The organism is Phyllobacterium sp. SL163, from assembly GCF_049896885.1.
Taxonomy (GTDB): Bacteria; Pseudomonadota; Alphaproteobacteria; order Rhizobiales; family Rhizobiaceae; genus Phyllobacterium; species Phyllobacterium calauticae.
This window is the reverse complement of sequence record NZ_JAFCVE010000007.1, coordinates 292,323-307,902: the sequence shown is the minus strand read 5'-3', so window position 1 is coordinate 307,902 and position 15,580 is coordinate 292,323. Positions and strand designations below refer to the sequence as shown.

Annotated in this window: 15 protein-coding genes; 8 read left to right on the top strand and 7 right to left on the bottom strand. The window is 60.1% G+C overall.

What is annotated here, in order from left to right; genetic code table 11:
- Window positions 1-13: 13 nt before the first annotated feature.
- A complete protein-coding gene (locus ACP7B1_RS17630; RefSeq protein WP_346304984.1) occupies window positions 14-1,114 on the bottom strand; it encodes a COX15/CtaA family protein in 1,101 nt (366 codons plus the stop codon).
- Window positions 1,115-1,304: 190 nt separating this feature from the next.
- On the opposite strand from ACP7B1_RS17630, the gene ACP7B1_RS17625 reads away from it, so the two are divergent.
- Window positions 1,305-1,520 (top strand): DUF2842 domain-containing protein, encoded by a 216-nt coding sequence (locus ACP7B1_RS17625; protein WP_105735541.1) that lies wholly within the window; start codon window positions 1,305-1,307, stop codon window positions 1,518-1,520.
- 1 nt (window position 1,521) lies between these two features.
- Here ACP7B1_RS17625 and ACP7B1_RS17620 read toward each other — a convergent pair whose 3' ends face one another.
- On the bottom strand, window positions 1,522-2,538 hold the full coding sequence (locus tag ACP7B1_RS17620; protein ID WP_346304988.1) for a polysaccharide deacetylase family protein: 1,017 nt from the start codon (window positions 2,536-2,538) through the stop codon (window positions 1,522-1,524).
- A 168-nt stretch (window positions 2,539-2,706) separates the two neighbouring features.
- Here ACP7B1_RS17620 and ACP7B1_RS17615 point away from each other — a divergent pair, with 168 nt between their 5' ends.
- The gene (locus tag ACP7B1_RS17615; protein ID WP_346304985.1) at window positions 2,707-3,837 is read left to right on the top strand and encodes a GNAT family N-acetyltransferase; all 1,131 of its coding nucleotides are present in this window, start codon (window positions 2,707-2,709) and stop codon (window positions 3,835-3,837) included.
- 6 nt (window positions 3,838-3,843) lie between these two features.
- Here ACP7B1_RS17615 and ACP7B1_RS17610 read toward each other — a convergent pair whose 3' ends face one another.
- Window positions 3,844-6,072 carry a GumC family protein gene (locus ACP7B1_RS17610; protein ID WP_346304986.1) on the bottom strand — a complete coding sequence of 743 codons (2,229 nt, stop codon included), beginning with the start codon at window positions 6,070-6,072 and terminating at the stop codon, window positions 3,844-3,846.
- A 233-nt stretch (window positions 6,073-6,305) separates the two neighbouring features.
- On the opposite strand from ACP7B1_RS17610, the gene ACP7B1_RS17605 reads away from it, so the two are divergent.
- From ACP7B1_RS17605 to ACP7B1_RS17585, 5 genes are all read left to right on the top strand, one after another.
- Entirely contained in the window at window positions 6,306-6,827 is a 522-nt protein-coding gene (locus tag ACP7B1_RS17605; RefSeq protein WP_223615777.1) for a polysaccharide biosynthesis/export family protein, read from the top strand.
- Window positions 6,828-6,836: 9 nt separating this feature from the next.
- Window positions 6,837-7,973: a glycosyltransferase family 4 protein gene (locus ACP7B1_RS17600; RefSeq protein WP_426137156.1), complete on the top strand. Its 1,137-nt coding sequence runs from the start codon at window positions 6,837-6,839 to the stop codon at window positions 7,971-7,973.
- A gap of 89 nt (window positions 7,974-8,062) precedes the next feature.
- The gene (locus ACP7B1_RS17595) at window positions 8,063-9,607 is read left to right on the top strand and encodes an undecaprenyl-phosphate glucose phosphotransferase (protein WP_346305542.1); all 1,545 of its coding nucleotides are present in this window, start codon (window positions 8,063-8,065) and stop codon (window positions 9,605-9,607) included.
- Between the two features lie 77 nt (window positions 9,608-9,684).
- Window positions 9,685-10,863, top strand: a complete 1,179-nt coding sequence (locus ACP7B1_RS17590) for an O-antigen ligase family protein (RefSeq protein WP_426137155.1) — start codon at window positions 9,685-9,687, stop codon at window positions 10,861-10,863.
- Window positions 10,864-11,116: 253 nt separating this feature from the next.
- Entirely contained in the window at window positions 11,117-11,383 is a 267-nt protein-coding gene (locus tag ACP7B1_RS17585; RefSeq protein WP_426137154.1) for a hypothetical protein, read from the top strand.
- Here ACP7B1_RS17585 and ACP7B1_RS17580 read toward each other — a convergent pair.
- The 4 genes from ACP7B1_RS17580 to ACP7B1_RS17565 all read right to left on the bottom strand — a co-directional run bounded on the left by ACP7B1_RS17580 (window position 11,361) and on the right by ACP7B1_RS17565 (window position 14,577).
- Window positions 11,361-12,161 (bottom strand): ABC transporter ATP-binding protein, encoded by an 801-nt coding sequence (locus ACP7B1_RS17580; RefSeq protein ID WP_223615742.1) that lies wholly within the window; start codon window positions 12,159-12,161, stop codon window positions 11,361-11,363. The two genes, ACP7B1_RS17585 and ACP7B1_RS17580, sit on opposite strands and share 23 nt — an antisense overlap.
- Window positions 12,162-12,174: 13 nt before the next feature.
- Window positions 12,175-12,873, bottom strand: coding sequence for an ABC transporter permease (locus ACP7B1_RS17575; protein WP_346306002.1), 699 nt, complete (start codon window positions 12,871-12,873; stop codon window positions 12,175-12,177).
- Between the two features lie 9 nt (window positions 12,874-12,882).
- Window positions 12,883-13,605 carry an ABC transporter permease gene (locus tag ACP7B1_RS17570; RefSeq protein ID WP_346306001.1) on the bottom strand — a complete coding sequence of 241 codons (723 nt, stop codon included), beginning with the start codon at window positions 13,603-13,605 and terminating at the stop codon, window positions 12,883-12,885.
- Between the two features lie 132 nt (window positions 13,606-13,737).
- A complete protein-coding gene (locus ACP7B1_RS17565; RefSeq protein WP_223615739.1) occupies window positions 13,738-14,577 on the bottom strand; it encodes a transporter substrate-binding domain-containing protein in 840 nt (279 codons plus the stop codon).
- 193 nt (window positions 14,578-14,770) lie between these two features.
- Between ACP7B1_RS17565 and hutC the strand changes: the two genes are divergently transcribed.
- The gene (gene hutC, locus ACP7B1_RS17560; RefSeq protein ID WP_346305780.1) at window positions 14,771-15,526 is read left to right on the top strand and encodes a histidine utilization repressor; all 756 of its coding nucleotides are present in this window, start codon (window positions 14,771-14,773) and stop codon (window positions 15,524-15,526) included.
- Window positions 15,527-15,580 lie beyond the last annotated feature (54 nt).

The following is a 15,580-nucleotide window of genomic DNA, read 5'->3' as shown; positions in this document are numbered from 1 at the left end:
GCAAAGACAGCCGCTACGAGCGTGCAGTGGTGATTTCCGTTGGCAAGGGATAGGCGCCCTTGGTGGCACGCCAATGGGCAACGGCAAAGCCAAGGATGACGATGGCAAATCCCTGATGCAAGAGGCCCAGGCTCATCGGCACCTGCATCAGCAGCGTGGTGATGCCGATGGCTGCCTGCGTGAGGACAAGGACCACCAGGAATATCGCGCGCCGCGCATGGGTTGTACCCGGCAGACGCCGCACCGTCGAGACCGCCTGCCACAGCGCCGCAAGCAGCACGAAATAGGCGAAGCAGCGGTGAACGAACTGCACGGTCTTCGGATTCTCGAAGAAATTGTGCCAGATGGGCTGGATCGGGAACATGTCGCCGGGAACAACGGCCCCATCCATCAGCGGCCAGGTATTGTAGGAAAGACCGGCATCCAGCCCGGCAACCAGGGCCCCGAGGTAAATCTGGATGAAGACAAACACCACGAACCATCCGGCCAGACGCTGGGTGCTCCGGCCAGCGGAGCTTTCCGAATAGACGGCAAGCCCGCGTGCCACATACATCACGGCGGCAAAAATGATGCAGGCCAGTGTCAGGTGCGTCGCCAGCCGGTACTGGCTGACGTCGACGCGGCCGCTGAGGCCCGACGCAACCATCCACCAGCCCACGGCGCCCTGCAGGCCGCCGAGCGCCAGAATGCCGATCATGCGCGGCTTCAGCAGCCGTTCAAGCCGGCCGGTCAGCCAGAAGAAGGCAAGCGGAATGGCGACGAGGAAACCGACGCCCCGCGCCAGGAACCGGTGCGACCACTCCCACCAGAAAATGCGCTGGAATTCACCAAGGCTCATGCCCTTGTTGAGCTGTTCGTACTGGGGAATGAGTTTGTATTTCTCGAACTCTTCCAGCCATTGGGCGTGGTTCAAGGGCGGGATGATGCCGTGGATCGGCTTCCATTCGGTGATTGAAAGGCCCGAACCGGTCATGCGCGTCGCACCGCCGACCAGAACGATCGTGGCGAGCACAAGCAGAACGAGATAGAGCCACACGCGGATCAGTCTGCGGTTGCGCGCTTCGCGATCTCCGGCGGAGGACACAGCGCCTTCGGATAGGGTGTGGGCGGCCATTCAAAACACTCCTGTAACTGGCCGGATAGGTGCAGCATATGCGCCGGGATGACAAGCCGGGTTTACGCGACAAGCCGTCGCGTTTTTACCGCAAGGGGGGCTTTTTTGCTTTTCGCCCGCGGCTTAACCGGTTAGATGAGACCCTTGCGCACGTGTTGCAGATGAAAAAGACCAGAACTGGAATGGATTCATGCCCGTAAGGCTCAAGAAACTCATCGGAACCATCCTGCTGGTTACCCTGGTTTGCGTCTACGCCATCGTCGCCACGATCTTCGCCGTGGCGCTGCTTGCCAATGCCAGCCCGTGGATCCACCTGATCTATTTTCTTGGCACCGGCTTGCTTTGGGTCATTCCCGCCATGTTCATCATCAGCTGGATGGAAAAGGCACCGAAGAAGAAGGCCTAACTCAGGCCTGGATGACGCGCCGCCCTGCATTAGCGATCGGCGTTGTCACACCGCTCATCATCGTCTTCGCATAGACAAGCTTCTGAAAACGGCCATTGATCGAAATGCGCGGCAGGGCATGCAGATTGTTGCTGTGCTCGGTATGGATGGTGCCGTGGCGCGTGGTGACTGCCGACAGAAAACCTTCCGATGCCGCAATGTCGGCTTCCCGCCGCCCGGCAGCCTTGGCCGAGCCGTAGGGATAGGCAAAATGCTGTGGCCGCCGTCCGAGCTGGTCCTCGATCATGCCTGCCGACAGATGCATTTCCTGCGCGACCATGCCCGCCGTCAGCTTTTTCAGATTGTAGTGGTGCACGGTATGGCCGCCGATGGTGCACAGCGGATCGCGGTCCATCTGGCGGATCTCGTTCCAGCTCATGACATCGCGGTCCGGCGCGACGCTGCACACCATATCCTGCGCCGCGCACATCTCGCGCAGGACAGGCATCTGTTCCAGTTCGGTCAGCGTATATGAGAAATACCGCATAATGGCATGAAAAGCCGACCTTTTCTGGGAAAGCGTCCCGCATCGCCATTCCGGCCCGTCGGGGATTCGGATGAAATCCGCCTTGGCGACAAGACTTTCGACGACTTCCCACCACAGCACCGCCGCCCCTTCGATGAAACCCGGCGCGACATACACGACGAACGGCACCGAATGCTTCTGGAAGACAGGATAGGCGTGGTGGAAATTATCGTCATAGCCATCGTCAAGCGTCACCGCGACGAAACGCCGGTCGGAACGTTTGCCGCTCTTCACCCGTTCGACCACCTCGTCCATGGAGATGAACTCGGTTCCCTCGGATTTGAGCGAAACGATGATCTGTTCAAGGAACGCTGGCGTGATGGACAGGGAGCGCGTCACGCCAAGCGGGCTGACGCAGTCCGGACGGACGCGATGCAGCATGATGATCGAGCCCAGCCCGCCAAAATGCTCGCGCGCCGTCGACGCAAAACCGGTGTGCCACGCCAGTCGCATCACGGCCTTTCGTATCAAGTCGGCCGCGTGGACCATTCCTTCACCAATTCGCGCTAATAGGCATGTTGAAACGGGATCGTGACCGTCATTTCATGCAGATTAAGTGTTTATATATCGTTGATCAACGGCATGGTATTTGACGCAACACCGCTTTCACTGGAACCCGCCATGCCTTTACCCCATCTCCATCCAAGAATCATTGCGGCACCCGGTGAAATCGCAACAATCTGGCGAGCCCTGCCGCAGAACCATGTCTGCGGCCCGGCACAGTCCGAAGATTGGGTTTCCCTGTGGCAGTCGAATGTCAATGCGGATTGCCTGATCGCCTGCCTCTGCGCCGGAGAAACACCGGTCTTCGTTCTGCCGCTGGCGATCAGCCGGTCCGGCCCCTTCAGGGTCGCCGCCTACCCCGGCGGACCGCATGCCAACTGCAATTTCCCCGTTGTGTCCCCCGCGCATGCCGTCAGCCCCGGCGACCTGAACCGGCTCTTCGAGGCCCTGCACCAGTCGCGGCCGGACATCGATCTCGTCACGCTGGAACGGCAGCTTCCGCTGCTCGACGGTTGCGCTAACCCGCTGCTGCAACTGCCGAACCGGGTAAATGCCAATATCAGTCTGGCGGTCACGCTGGACCGCAATTTTCAGACGGTTCTCGAGCGCCACAATGCCAAGCGCAAGAAGAAAAAGCACCGCAACAGCATCGGCAAGTTTGCCGAGGCCGGCGGGTATCGCATTGTCACGGCAACGGTGCCAGGCGAGGCCGATGCCATGCTTGAGAACTATCTTGCAAACAAGGCGGAAAAGTTCGCCCGATCCGGGATCAGAAACACGTTTGAACCCGAGGAAATCCAACGTTTCTTCCGGCAGTTGTTTGCCCGGCACGCGGCGAAGGAACAGCCCCTGTTCCAGCTCAAGGCCGTCGAGGTCGCCGGGCGTTATCGCGCGGTCCTCGGCAAATCCCGGGCGAGAACGCAGACCTTCATCGACTTCATCGGTATTGCCGATGATGACATGAGCAATGCCAGTCCGGGTGAGTTCCTGTTTTTCGAAGACATTCAGGACAGTTGCAACACCGACCTTGCGTCCTACAGTTTCGGGGTTGGCGACGAGCCGTACAAGCGGAACTGGTGCGATGTCGAAACGCTGCTCCATGACACGCAGCACAGCCTGACGGCCAAGGGCCGCGCCTGTGCCGTCTACCGCGCCGCCCGCGGCAATCTCGTGCGTGCCGTCAAGACAAATGACCACCTGTGGACCGCGGTGAAAAAACTGCGGTCCCGGCTCTTTGGCCGTGCCTGAACAGTCTCAGTGGCGATGGCTCGTGGCAGCGGCGCGGACAATCAACCCGTCGTCCAGCTCAAGCGAGCCATCCTTGAACGGGGTGAGAAGCTCGGGCTTGATGAACTCGCCGTCAAACAGCGCCATGGATATGGCCTTGACGTCGCGGTCTTCGGGATCGACCAGGCTCAGCACAAGTTCGGAACCATCGTCGACAATGTGCTTCAGCTCGGCCGCCGTGGCCGGTCCGCTGTCGATGACCACCAGATCATAGGCGGACTGCAAGGCATTGAGAATCATCGGCAGGCGCCCGATGGACTGCATGGCCTTGACGGGGTCGTGGATGCCGAGGGGGATGAGTTCCGCCTGCGAGTAATGATCGGCGTGGATGACTTCGCTGAATGACCGCTCATTGGCCAAAAGGTCGGTCATCCCCGCGAGATTCTGGCCATCCAGCATGGAACGGCCGATTTCACCCGATCCGGTCATATCGATCAGGACCACCCGCACACCGCGATCGGCAAGCTCCCGCACCAGCAAAATGGTCAGCGCGGAGGCCTCGTCCCCTTCCGGCGACACGATAACCGCGCGGGCGGCACCGCTTGCCATCAGGCGGTCGGCAACGCCGGCAACACCCGAATGATCCGCATGGTGATCGGGACTTTCTACCGATGGCGCTGCCACCTGAACCGGGGCTGCAACGGATGGCGCCGTGAATACCGGTGCGGCAACCGGCAACGGCTCCGCATGCAGGGGCTTGCTGTTTTCAACCGGAGGCACAGCCGCTGCCACGATTTTCGGGGGAGTGACCACCTTGGGTTCCACTACGTCAGCGCCTGCCGCCGCCGCACTGTGCGCAGGACGCAGGGCTCGGCCGCTGAACAAGGCGCTGAGCAGCGTGCCGATGCTGAGGATCAGCAGCGAGGCGACAAAGGCCGCAGCGGTCATCGGGAGAACCTTGGGGAAATAGGGCTCGACCGGCTTGTCCGCACGGGAGAAAATCCGGACATCGGCGGGCAGATAGCCGCGATCCGTGCGTGAGGAAGCCTCGCGGTAACGCGTCAGGTATGATTCGAGCAGCTGGCGCTGCGCCGTCGCCTCGCGCTCCAGCGCGCGCAATTCCACTTCTTCTTCGCCGGCCTTGGATGATTGCGCCTTCAAACCGTTGAGAGTGCGCGTCAGTTCGGCCTCACGCAGACGGGACGTTTCCGCCTCGTTTTCAAGGCTGGCAAGCACCTTGCGCGCCTCCAGCCTGATCTGCTGATCGAGATCGGCCAGCTGCGACCGCAGGGCCTTGATGCGCGGGTGGCCGCTGAGCAGGGATGCGGACAGATCGGCAATGTCGTTGTTGAGCTGAACTTGGCGTTCGCGCAGCCGCTGGATCAGCGGCGACGCCATCACATCAGGCAGGGTTTCCACCGGGGCACCCTTGGCGAGCGCCGTGCGAATACCCGTCGCTTTGGCTTCACTGGCCGCCTTGCTGGCGCGCACGCGCGACAGTTCCGATGACAGTTCGGACAGTTGCTGCGTGGCCAAAACCGCATTGTTCTGGCCGATCAGCAGGTCAGACGAGCTGCGATAGGCGGCAACCTTGGCTTCGGCATCCTTTACCCGCTTGCTCAGATCGGCAATTTCAGGTTCGAGCCAGCCGGTGGCATCGGCATTCGACTGGGATTTCGACGCCTGTTGCGTTGCCACATATTCATCCGCGATGGCATTTGGCACGGCGGCGGACAGCGTCGGGTCCTTCGAGGAAAACTGGATGACGATGACGCGCGAATTCTGCACGCTGTAGACCACCAGGCGATCGCGCACGGCCTGCAGGATATAATCATCGCGTGCCGTGGCATCGGGATCGGCGGCCAGGCCAAGCTTGGCCAGGATACGCGTCAGCGCTGAAGGATCGGCACCAGCAGCCAGTTCAGCATTGTTGCCCAGGTCGAGTTTTGCGATCACCCGCTTCAACAGGTCGGACGAACCGATGAGTTCCACCTGGCTCTTGATTCCCTCCTGATCGAGAATCGGCCGGTCGTCACCCTGCTCGCCGCTGGGGCGGGTAAACACGGATTCGCGCGTCTCGATGAGAATGCGTGTTTCCGCGCGGTATTTGGGCGAAATAAGCGAAAGAACCAGGAACGCCGCCAGCGTCAGCAGAATGGCGCCCAGCAAAACGCGCACCCTGTTGCGCCATAAACTGGCAAACAGCGCACCAACGTCAATATCCACGTCACTATCGACAGAGCCAGCCCGAGGCATTCCCCACTCCACTTTGAATGCCGCAATGGTAAAGACCCATGGTAACCAGCGGGTTAAAATATCCGGCACTATAAAGCAGACTGCGCAACAAAAGTGCACATGCAGTTTACCAGCCATTAACCCTAATGAACTGATAATCCCGCTCAGAGTCGAGCGAATTCGTCGCCATTGTTGCAAGGGTATTTACGGTGTTCAGCAAGCAAATCTTTCTGGTCGCGATCAGCGTTGTGTCGATGACACTCGGCGGCTGCGCCAGTTATCGCCCTGCCCCTGCGGCATTTCATGACGCCATCAACAAACCCTACCTGCTCGATGCGGGTGACCGGGTGCGCCTGACCGTGTTCGAACAGGAAGGCTTGACCAATACCTACAGCGTTGATCAGGCCGGTTATATCTCGGTGCCGCTCATCGGCAGCGTGCCTGCCCGCGGCAAGACAATTCAGCAGATCGAAGCCGCCGTGGCCGCCAAGCTGCGCAAGGGCTATTTGCGTGACCCCGATGTCGCCGTGGAAGTCGATCGCTACCGGCCGATCTTCGTCATGGGCGAGGTCGGTGCTGCCGGTCAGTATTCCTACGTGCCGGGAATGACCGCCCAGAAGGCGATTGCCGCTGCCGGCGGTTTCAGCGCCCGGGCCAATCAGGGGGATGTCGACATCACCCGACAGCTCAACGGTGAAATCCTCACCGGCCGCGTGACGATTTCCGATCCCGTCCTGCCCGGCGATACCGTCTATGTGCGCGAGCGCTTCTTCTGATCGCGGGAGATGAGCGACAGCCGATCCCTTCGTATTGTTCACTGCTTTCGCGCACCTGTCGGGGGAATATTCCGGCACGTGCGCGATCTCATTGATGCACAGATAAAGACAGGACATCAGGTCGGCGTTGTCTGCGACGCCTCGACTGGCGGAGATTTCGAAGAAGCCCTGCTGGCACAGATGCGGGACAAGCTGGCATTGGGGATGAAACGCATTGCCATGCAGCGGCAGATCGGCCCCGGCGATGTGATGGCGGCCGTGCGCACCCGCAAGACGCTCAAGGCAATGCAGCCGGATATCCTGCATGGACACGGCGCCAAGGGCGGCACCTATGCCAGACTGTTCGGCTCGCTGCTGCGGCTTTCGGGAAAGCGCGTTGCGCGGTTTTACTCCCCGCATGGCGGCAGCCTGCACTACAGCCCGGCCACCACGGCTGGCCGCGTGATTTTTCGCATCGAGCGGTTCATGGAAGGGATGACCGACCGGATCATCTTTGTCTCCGCTTTCGAGCGTGACACCTACACCACCAAGGTCGGCGCACCGCGCTGCAAATCCGCGCTGATCTACAACGGTCTGGCGGATGCTGATTTTGAACCCGTCCGGCCGGACAAGCATGCTGCCGATTTCCTGTTCATCGGCGAACTGCGCAGCCTGAAGGGGCCTGATATTTTTATCGATGCCCTGGCAGGCGTGAGCACCATGGGCGGACAAGCGCCGACTGCCGTCATGGTCGGCGATGGCGGCGAGCGCGATCCGCTTGTCCGGCAGGCTGAAGCGACGGGCATGCGCGCGCACATCAGATTCCTGCCGCCCATGCAGGCGCGCATGGCGTTTCATCTTGCCCGGATTGTGGTCATTCCCTCCCGCGCTGAAGCCCTGCCCTACATTGTCCTGGAGGCGCTGGCCGCCGGTCGGCCCGTCATCGTCAGCCGTGTCGGCGGCATTCCGGAGATCGTGGGTGAGAATTCCGTCGCCCTGGTGCAACCGGATGCGCAGGAGCTTGCCCGCAAGATGGCGGCCGTTCTCGGCGATCCCGCCGCCTATCAGGCTGCCCTTCCCGGTCCCGATCAGATCAGGCAACGCTTCAGTGCCGACAGCATGGCGGCGCAGCTCGAGACGGAATATTTCGCCGCGCTGAATGAATAGGCCGAACCCCGTCCGCATGCATTTTTCAGGCAAGCATTCCTTAGCTCATCCGTGATATGACGGATCAATCGAACTCTTCAAGGTGCAGTATGAAAGACAGAAAAGGGGAAAACAGGTTCTCGCGGGATGCCGTGCGCGATCTTGCGGCCGATGCCGGATCGTCCAAACCGGCGGAAAAGGCCAAACTCAGCCCTGTCGCCTACCAGATTGCCTCGCAATATGCGCGCAACAGCAATTCGCCCGTCATGATCAGCGGCATCATGCGCATCGTGGAATTCCTGATTATCCTGTTGACCGGCATGACGGTCTTTCTGATGTATGTCGGCCTGCAACGGGGGGCAATCTTCAGTTATTTCTCCGCCGTTCTCGTAACCGCCATTGTCGGCGTGCTCGTCCTGGAACTCACGGACAGTTACCAGCTTGCGGTGATGCGCAATCCGTTCACCCGATTCGGCCGCCTGCTGATGGCGTGGTCCGGCACCTTTGCGCTGATGGCGCTGGCTGCCTTTTTCCTCAAGATTTCCGAAGCCTATTCGCGGGTCTGGCTGGGCACCTGGTATGTCTCCGGCCTGATCCTGTTCATTGCCTTTCGCGTGATCATGTCGCGGCTTATCCGCCGCTGGGCCCGCAACGGCAAGATGGAACGCCGCGCCGTGATTGTCGGTGGCGGCAAGCCGGCCGAAGACCTGATCCGCTCGATCGAGCAGCAGCCCTACAACGATATCCGCATCTGCGGCGTCTTCGATGACCGGGATGCCAAGCGTTCCCCGCCCGTCGTCGCGGGTTATCCCAAGCTGGGCAATATTTCCGAGCTGATCGAGTTTGCGCGCATCGCGCATATCGACATGCTCATTGTCTCCCTGCCGATCACGGCGGAAGAGCGCGTTCTGGCGCTTCTCAAGAAGCTCTGGGTCCTGCCGGTGGATATCCGGTTGTCGGCCCACAACAATCATCTGCAGTTCCGCCCGCGCGCCTATTCCTATATCGGCTCGATCGCCATGATCGATCTGTTCGACAAGCCCATCAATGATTGGGATTCCGTGGCGAAACGGGCATTCGATATCGTCTTCAGCCTGTTCGGCATCATTGTCTTCAGCCCGATCATGCTGGCGACCGCCCTCGCCATCCGGCTGGAGAGCAAGGGCTCGGTCATTTTCAAGCAGCGGCGGCACGGCTTCAACAACGAAATCATCGAGGTCTGGAAGTTCCGTTCCATGTATACGGAAATGTGCGATCCGACGGCGCGCAATGCAGTGGTCAAGAACGACCCGCGCGTCACGAAGGTCGGACGCATCATCCGCAAGACATCCGTCGACGAATTGCCGCAGTTTTTCAATTCCCTGATGGGAACGCTTTCGCTGGTCGGGCCTCGGCCGCACGCCATATCGGCCCATACCCACAATCTGCTCTACAATGAGGTCGTGGACGGCTATTTCGCCCGCCACCGGGTCAAGCCGGGTGTGACGGGGTGGGCTCAGATCAATGGCTGGCGCGGTGAAATCGATACGGAAGACAAGATTAAGATGCGGACGGAGTTCGATCTCTACTACATTGAAAACTGGTCATTGTGGTTCGATCTGAAAATCCTGTTCCTGACACCGGTCCGCCTGCTCAACACGGACAACGCCTATTGAGCGCCGCCGACGACCCCACTGATTCAGCCCGCGTCGGCAGGGCCGCCGGCAACCGTGCGCTGATCCGGATGTTTTCGATGACAGCCGTCGGATTCGGCGTGTTCCTCAGCGGGTTCGTCATCAACGAACCCGCGCCCTACGAATTGTACATGGCCACCCTGATCGTGGGCTGGGCACTCTTCGGCCTGCGCTTCTCGCGCAGCGTGGTGGTTCTTCTCGCAACGCTTGTGCTGTTCAATCTCGGCGGCTGGCTGTCGGTGGCGCAGATGGCCGATCTGAAGACAGCACCGATGTATATGGCCGTGTCGCTGTTTCTGGCGCTCACGTCGGTGTTCTTCGCTGCCATCATCGAAGGCAACCACCGCATTCTGCAGGCGATCTTCAACGGCTATGTGATCGCGGCGGTCTGTACGACGATGCTGGGAATTCTCGGCTATTTCGACGCCTTCCCGGGGGCGGAGGTTTTTACGCGCTATGGCCGCGCCATGGGCGCCTTCAAGGATCCCAATGTCTTCGGCCCCTTCCTGATCCTGCCGATTGCCTGGCTGGTGCATGGCATATTGGTTGGCGATCTGCGCACCCTGCCGCTGCGCCTCGTGCCCACGCTCATCCTCACCCTCGGCGTTTTCCTGTCGTTTTCCCGTGCCGCATGGGGCATGGCCGTGCTGGTGATTGCGGGCCTTGCCCTGGCGCTGTTCATCCGCAGCCCGAGCCGCCTCTTCCGCATCAGAATCATCCTGCTTGCCGGCCTGGCGGTCGCGATCCTCCTCGTCGCCATCGTCATCGCGCTGCAGATTCCGAGCGTGTCGGAACTGTTCTTTGCGCGCGCCCAACTGGTGCAGGATTACGACAATGCCCAGTTCGGACGCTTTGCCCGTCACTGGTATGGCCTGCTGATGTCGGTCGATCATCCCCTCGGCATCGGACCGCTGGAGTTCGGGCCCATCTATGGCGAGGATACCCACAATATCTGGCTGAAGGCGGCGCTCGATTATGGCTGGATCGGCTTCGTCAGCTACCTGACCCTGACCATGCTGACGCTGGGTCTCGGCCTGCGCATCCTGTTTCGCGACAGGCCCTGGCAGCCCTTCCTGCTATGCGCCTATCTCACCTATCTCTCGCATGTGGCCATCGGTAATGTCATCGATACCGATCACTGGCGCCATTTCTACATTCTTATTGGCATCATCTGGGGCTGCGTCGCGCTGGAAGCCCGATATTCGCCGGCGCCCACTGCTTCTGAAGCAAGGGGGTGAAGCCGTGGCGACACGCTTTACCCGAGCCCTTTTTTCCTATGAATTCCCGTTATATATTTAGCGTAAATAGGCACTTCGGAACCACAGTCGGATAATCACTTATAATGGATTTCCAATGTCGTCTCCGTGCGTTACCTTGAGAAAGACGCAATTTCAACGCAGCATCAGGCGATTAAATCAAGCTTCTTATACAAGTAGAATTTATAAACTACCGGTTGCATCCAACACATAAAATAATGGGTGGAAATGGTCATTGACGTTTTTAGATACCGATAATCCGAATTATTCAACGGCCGACGGCGAACTCATGCAGCAGGCGCTGGACGGGGCGGCAAGGACGTTGAAGATCGAGGATGACAACGATCCGGAACGGAAAATTCTGGAGCGTTTTGTCCGTGCCGCATTCATTATCGGCAACCGGGATGCCGAAGCGATAGCCCGATTTGCCGTGAATGCCGTACTCGTCCGGCGGAAAACCGCCAAGGGCAGAATCCGCCCTAACCCCGGAAATTACCGATAAACTGCCGGAATGCGGGCGAGGTTGCGCCGCTGAACATCTCCGCCGGCGAACCATCGCAATCGATCAGCCCTTCGCGCATGAACACGACGCGGTTGGAAACATCCCGCGCAAAATTCATTTCATGGGTCACGACAAGCATCGTCATCCCCTCCTCCGCCAGCGAGCGCATCACCCGCAGCACTTCACCGACCAGTTCGGGATCGAGCGCCGAGGTGGGCTCATCAAACAGCATGACCTTCGGTTTCATCGCCAGGGAGCGGGCAATGGCTGCCCGCTGCTGCTGACCGCCGGACAGATGGGCCGGATAGGCATGGCGCTTTTCAGCGATCCCCACCTTTTCCAGAAGCGCTTCCGCCTCTGCGATACATTCCGCCCGGGGGCGTTTGAGCACGTGAACGGGGCCTTCGATCAGGTTTTGCAGGATGGTCATATGCGACCACAGATTGAACGATTGGAACACCATACCGAGCTCCGCGCGGATATGGTCCACCTGCTTCGAACTCGCGGGGACATTCCTGCCGTGCTTCCTGACCATGTTGATATGTTCGCCATCCACCCAGATCTCGCCTTCATCGGCAATTTCGAGAAGATTGATGCAGCGCAGGAACGTCGATTTGCCCGAACCGCTCGACCCGAGAATGGAAATGACGTCGCCGTCATGGGCTTCGAGCGAAATCCCGCGCAGGACTTCCAGTGAACCGAATTTCTTGCGGATATTGCGCACGGAAAGCCGGTTGACGGTTGCTGCGGCGGGATCGGCGGAATGTTCATGCACCATAATACAAGGTTCCTTACGGCAAACGCGGAACAGCGCGCCGATGGTGGGAAAGCCGGTGTTCCAGCAGCGCCATGGCCTGCAGGATCAGGAAATTGAGGATGAGGTAGATCGCCGCCGCGCACAAAAACACTTCCATGGTGCGGTAGGTCTGCGAAATGAGACGCTGTGCCACGCCCGTAACCTCCCACACCGTCACGAGGCTGGCGAGCGCGGTCGATTTGACCATCATGACGATTTCGGTGGAATAGGCGGGAAGCGCATGGCGGAACGCGATCGGTCCGATGATCCGCCGGACGAGCAGAAAACCTGACATGCCGATGGAGCGCGCGGCCTCGATCTCCTTGACGGAAACGGCCCGCAGACCGCCGCGAAATATCTCGGCGGTATAACCCGCCGTGCACAGCGCGAGGGAAAGCACGGCGCAGACAAAGGGTTCGCGCAGGAACGGCCAGAGAAAGCTGTAGCGGATGAAACCGAACTGACCGAGGCCGTAAAACACCAGGAACATTTGAATCAGCAGGGGCGAGCCGCGGAACACGAAAATGTAACCCTTGGCAAAATTGCTGAGGATCGGGTTTTTGGCGACACGCATCCACACGATCAGCAGGGCCAGCAGACCGCCGAAGAAGATCGAGAGGAAAAACAGCGCCAGCGTCATCGGCACCGCTGCCAGCAGGGTTTTCATGGTCTGGAAAATGAAGACAAAATCCATGACCGCTCCTCAGGCCTGACCGAGGGACGACGGCATGGAGCGGTTGGCGCGCCGCTCCGCCCGGTTGAACAGCCGGTCCGACAGGCTGGTCAGAACGAGATAAAGACAGCCGCCGGCAATGAAGAACAGGAAATATTGCCGGGTCGATCCGGCGGCGACCTGGCTTGTGCGCATCAGATCCGCCAGCCCGGTCACCGAAACCAGCGCCGAGTCCTTCAGGCTCAGCTGCCAGACATTGCCGATACCGGGAATGGCGAAACGCAGCACCTGCGGCGCGATGATGCGGCGAAAGCGCAGGCCGCGATGCATGCCGATGGCCTCTGCGGCCTCCAGTTCCCCCTTGGGAATGGCCAGAAAAGCGCCGCGATAGACCTCCGCCTGATAGGCGCCGGAGATGATGCCGACCGCCAGCGCGCCCGCGGCAAAGGACGGCAGTCCGAGAAAGCCTTCATAGCCGAGATAGCGACCGATGGCGGTGACGGCGCCCGATCCGCCGAAATAGATGAGATAGATGATCAGAAGTTCAGGAACACCGCGAAACACCGTCGTATAGGTGTTTCCGAGCGCGCTCAGACCCCTGTTTCCCGACAGTTTCGCCCAGGCGACCATGGTGCCGAGAACAGCGCCGAGCAGCAGGGCGACGATGGTCACGCACAGGGTCATCAGCGCACCGGCGATAAGCAGCCCGCCCCAGCCCTGCTGTCCAAATCCGAGCACCTCGATTATCCACATGCGCCGTGTTCCCGCTCCGCCCGGTTGATCCGGTTTTTCAGAGTATAGGCGGGCATTGTCAGATGCTGCAAATGCCCGCCTTTCTGACAATGCCCCATTCATCCAGAGGGCGTTACCGCCTCGCGGCGATCATCACGGGCTGACGTCGGTCTTGAACCACTTCATCGACAGGGTCTTGACTGTGCCATCCGCCAGGGCGGCGGTGATGGCCTTGTCGAACATGGCCTTCAGATCCGTATCGGCCTTGCGGATGCCCAGCCCCTCGCCGATGCCGAAGATCGTACCGCCGAATTCAGGGCCGGTGAAAACCAGCGCGCCGTTGGCCTTTTCGAATGTCGTGCCGAAATACACGGCATCGTCGAAGGCAAGATCAATACGGCCGGACTCCAGATCGAGATCGCGCTCCGCGCCGGTCTTGTATTCGCGCACGGTGGCGATGCTGCCGAAATTGTCATAGATGAACTTGGCATAGACGGTCGCCGCCTGGATGCCGATGGTCTTGCCCTTGAAGGCCGTCTTCATCGCCTCAATTTCGGCAACGCCGGTCTGCCCCGGCGTGAGCTTGAGAACAGAACCGGTTCCGGCCGCATTGGCCAGCGGGCTGTCCTTCTGGGTGGCGAAACCCGCATGGGTATTGGCATAGGGGATCGTGAAATCGATGACCTGCTTGCGCTCGTCGGTGATCGACAGCGCATCCATGATAACATCGAACTTGCCGGCGTTGAGCGCTGGAATCATGCCATCCCAATCGGAAGCCACCAGTTTGCACTCGATCTTCATCTCGGCGCACATATGTGCGGCCAGTTCCGGCTCGAAGCCGCCCAGCGTCCCGTCCGGATTGGTGACATTCCAGGGCGCATAGGCGCCCTCCAGTGTGATCGTGACGGTCTTCCAGTCCTTCGCATGGGCCGCAGACATGGACAGCGCGGAAAGCGCCATCGCACCCGACAGCAGGAGCTTGTGTAGTTTCATCAGCCTTCTCCTCTTGAGGTTGGCAAGTGTTGAACCCGTGTTCCCGTGCCACACTGCGGTGGCTTTTGAGCTTTTGTCTTTTGGCAAGTTGTATATGGTACCTTATGACATCCCCTGTGCCGCGCAAGAGGGAAAGTCGCACAGCGAGGCAAATTCTGATCCTGCACAAGGAATGGGCAATGAAGGGCCTGCGATGACCGATGCCATGCTCAAGAAGCAACCCGCCACACGCTATGGTGCACCGCTTTATGCCCATGTGAAACGGATGATCCTCGGCCGCATTCACAGCGGCGAATGGCCGCCCGAGCATCGCGTCCCCTCGGAGAACGAGCTGGTAGCCGGATTGGGCGTCAGCAAGATGACCGCCAACCGCGCCCTGCGCGAGCTTGCCAATGAGGGTGAGCTGGTGCGCATCCGCGGCGTCGGCTCGTTTGTCGCGGCGCGCAAGGGTCATTCAACGCTGTTCGAAGTGCGCAACATCGCCGATGAAATCATCGAGCGCGGCCATGTCCACAGCGCGTCAGTGGTTCGTCTCAATCGGGAGAACGCCGCCTGTGCCGTCGCCGATGCGCTTGAACTGCCATCCGGCGCACCCGTCTTTCACTCGGTGATCGTGCACCGGGAAAACGGCATCGCCGTGCAGATCGAGGATCGTTTCGTCAATCCGCGCGCCGCTCCCGACTATCTGGCGCAGGATTTTACGGCGCGCACGCCCAACGCCTATCTAAGCGCGATTGCCCCCCTCGGCGGGTCGGAGCATATCGTCGAGGCTGCCATGCCATCGGCACGCGACCGCAAGCTGCTCGGCATTGCGCGCAGCGAGCCATGCCTTGCCATCCGCCGCCGCACCTGGTCGGGCGATACCGTGGTCTCGCTGGTCCATCTGGTCTATCCCGGCAATCGCTACCGGCTGGAATCGCGGACGGGTGCCACGCCGGACAAGCCTTGACGCACTTTACCAAGCAAAAAAGCCAGACGCGAGGTCTGGCTTTTTGATAACCGA

What these genes read in the sequence shown, in the direction of transcription:
- ACP7B1_RS17630 (WP_346304984.1), bottom strand. Translation starts at nt 1,114, where the DNA reads ATGGCCGCCCACACCCTATCCGAAGGCGCTGTGTCCTCCGCCGGAGAT.
- ACP7B1_RS17625 (WP_105735541.1), top strand. Translation starts at nt 1,305, where the DNA reads ATGCCCGTAAGGCTCAAGAAACTCATCGGAACCATCCTGCTGGTTACC.
- ACP7B1_RS17620 (WP_346304988.1), bottom strand. Translation starts at nt 2,538, where the DNA reads ATGCGACTGGCGTGGCACACCGGTTTTGCGTCGACGGCGCGCGAGCAT.
- ACP7B1_RS17615 (WP_346304985.1), top strand. Translation starts at nt 2,707, where the DNA reads ATGCCTTTACCCCATCTCCATCCAAGAATCATTGCGGCACCCGGTGAA.
- ACP7B1_RS17610 (WP_346304986.1), bottom strand. Translation starts at nt 6,072, where the DNA reads ATGCCTCGGGCTGGCTCTGTCGATAGTGACGTGGATATTGACGTTGGT.
- ACP7B1_RS17605 (WP_223615777.1), top strand. Translation starts at nt 6,306, where the DNA reads ATGACACTCGGCGGCTGCGCCAGTTATCGCCCTGCCCCTGCGGCATTT.
- ACP7B1_RS17600 (WP_426137156.1), top strand. Translation starts at nt 6,837, where the DNA reads ATGAGCGACAGCCGATCCCTTCGTATTGTTCACTGCTTTCGCGCACCT.
- ACP7B1_RS17595 (WP_346305542.1), top strand. Translation starts at nt 8,063, where the DNA reads ATGAAAGACAGAAAAGGGGAAAACAGGTTCTCGCGGGATGCCGTGCGC.
- ACP7B1_RS17590 (WP_426137155.1), top strand. Translation starts at nt 9,685, where the DNA reads ATGACAGCCGTCGGATTCGGCGTGTTCCTCAGCGGGTTCGTCATCAAC.
- ACP7B1_RS17580 (WP_223615742.1), bottom strand. Translation starts at nt 12,161, where the DNA reads ATGGTGCATGAACATTCCGCCGATCCCGCCGCAGCAACCGTCAACCGG.
- ACP7B1_RS17575 (WP_346306002.1), bottom strand. Translation starts at nt 12,873, where the DNA reads ATGGATTTTGTCTTCATTTTCCAGACCATGAAAACCCTGCTGGCAGCG.
- ACP7B1_RS17570 (WP_346306001.1), bottom strand. Translation starts at nt 13,605, where the DNA reads ATGTGGATAATCGAGGTGCTCGGATTTGGACAGCAGGGCTGGGGCGGG.
- ACP7B1_RS17565 (WP_223615739.1), bottom strand. Translation starts at nt 14,577, where the DNA reads ATGAAACTACACAAGCTCCTGCTGTCGGGTGCGATGGCGCTTTCCGCG.
- hutC (WP_346305780.1), top strand. Translation starts at nt 14,771, where the DNA reads ATGACCGATGCCATGCTCAAGAAGCAACCCGCCACACGCTATGGTGCA.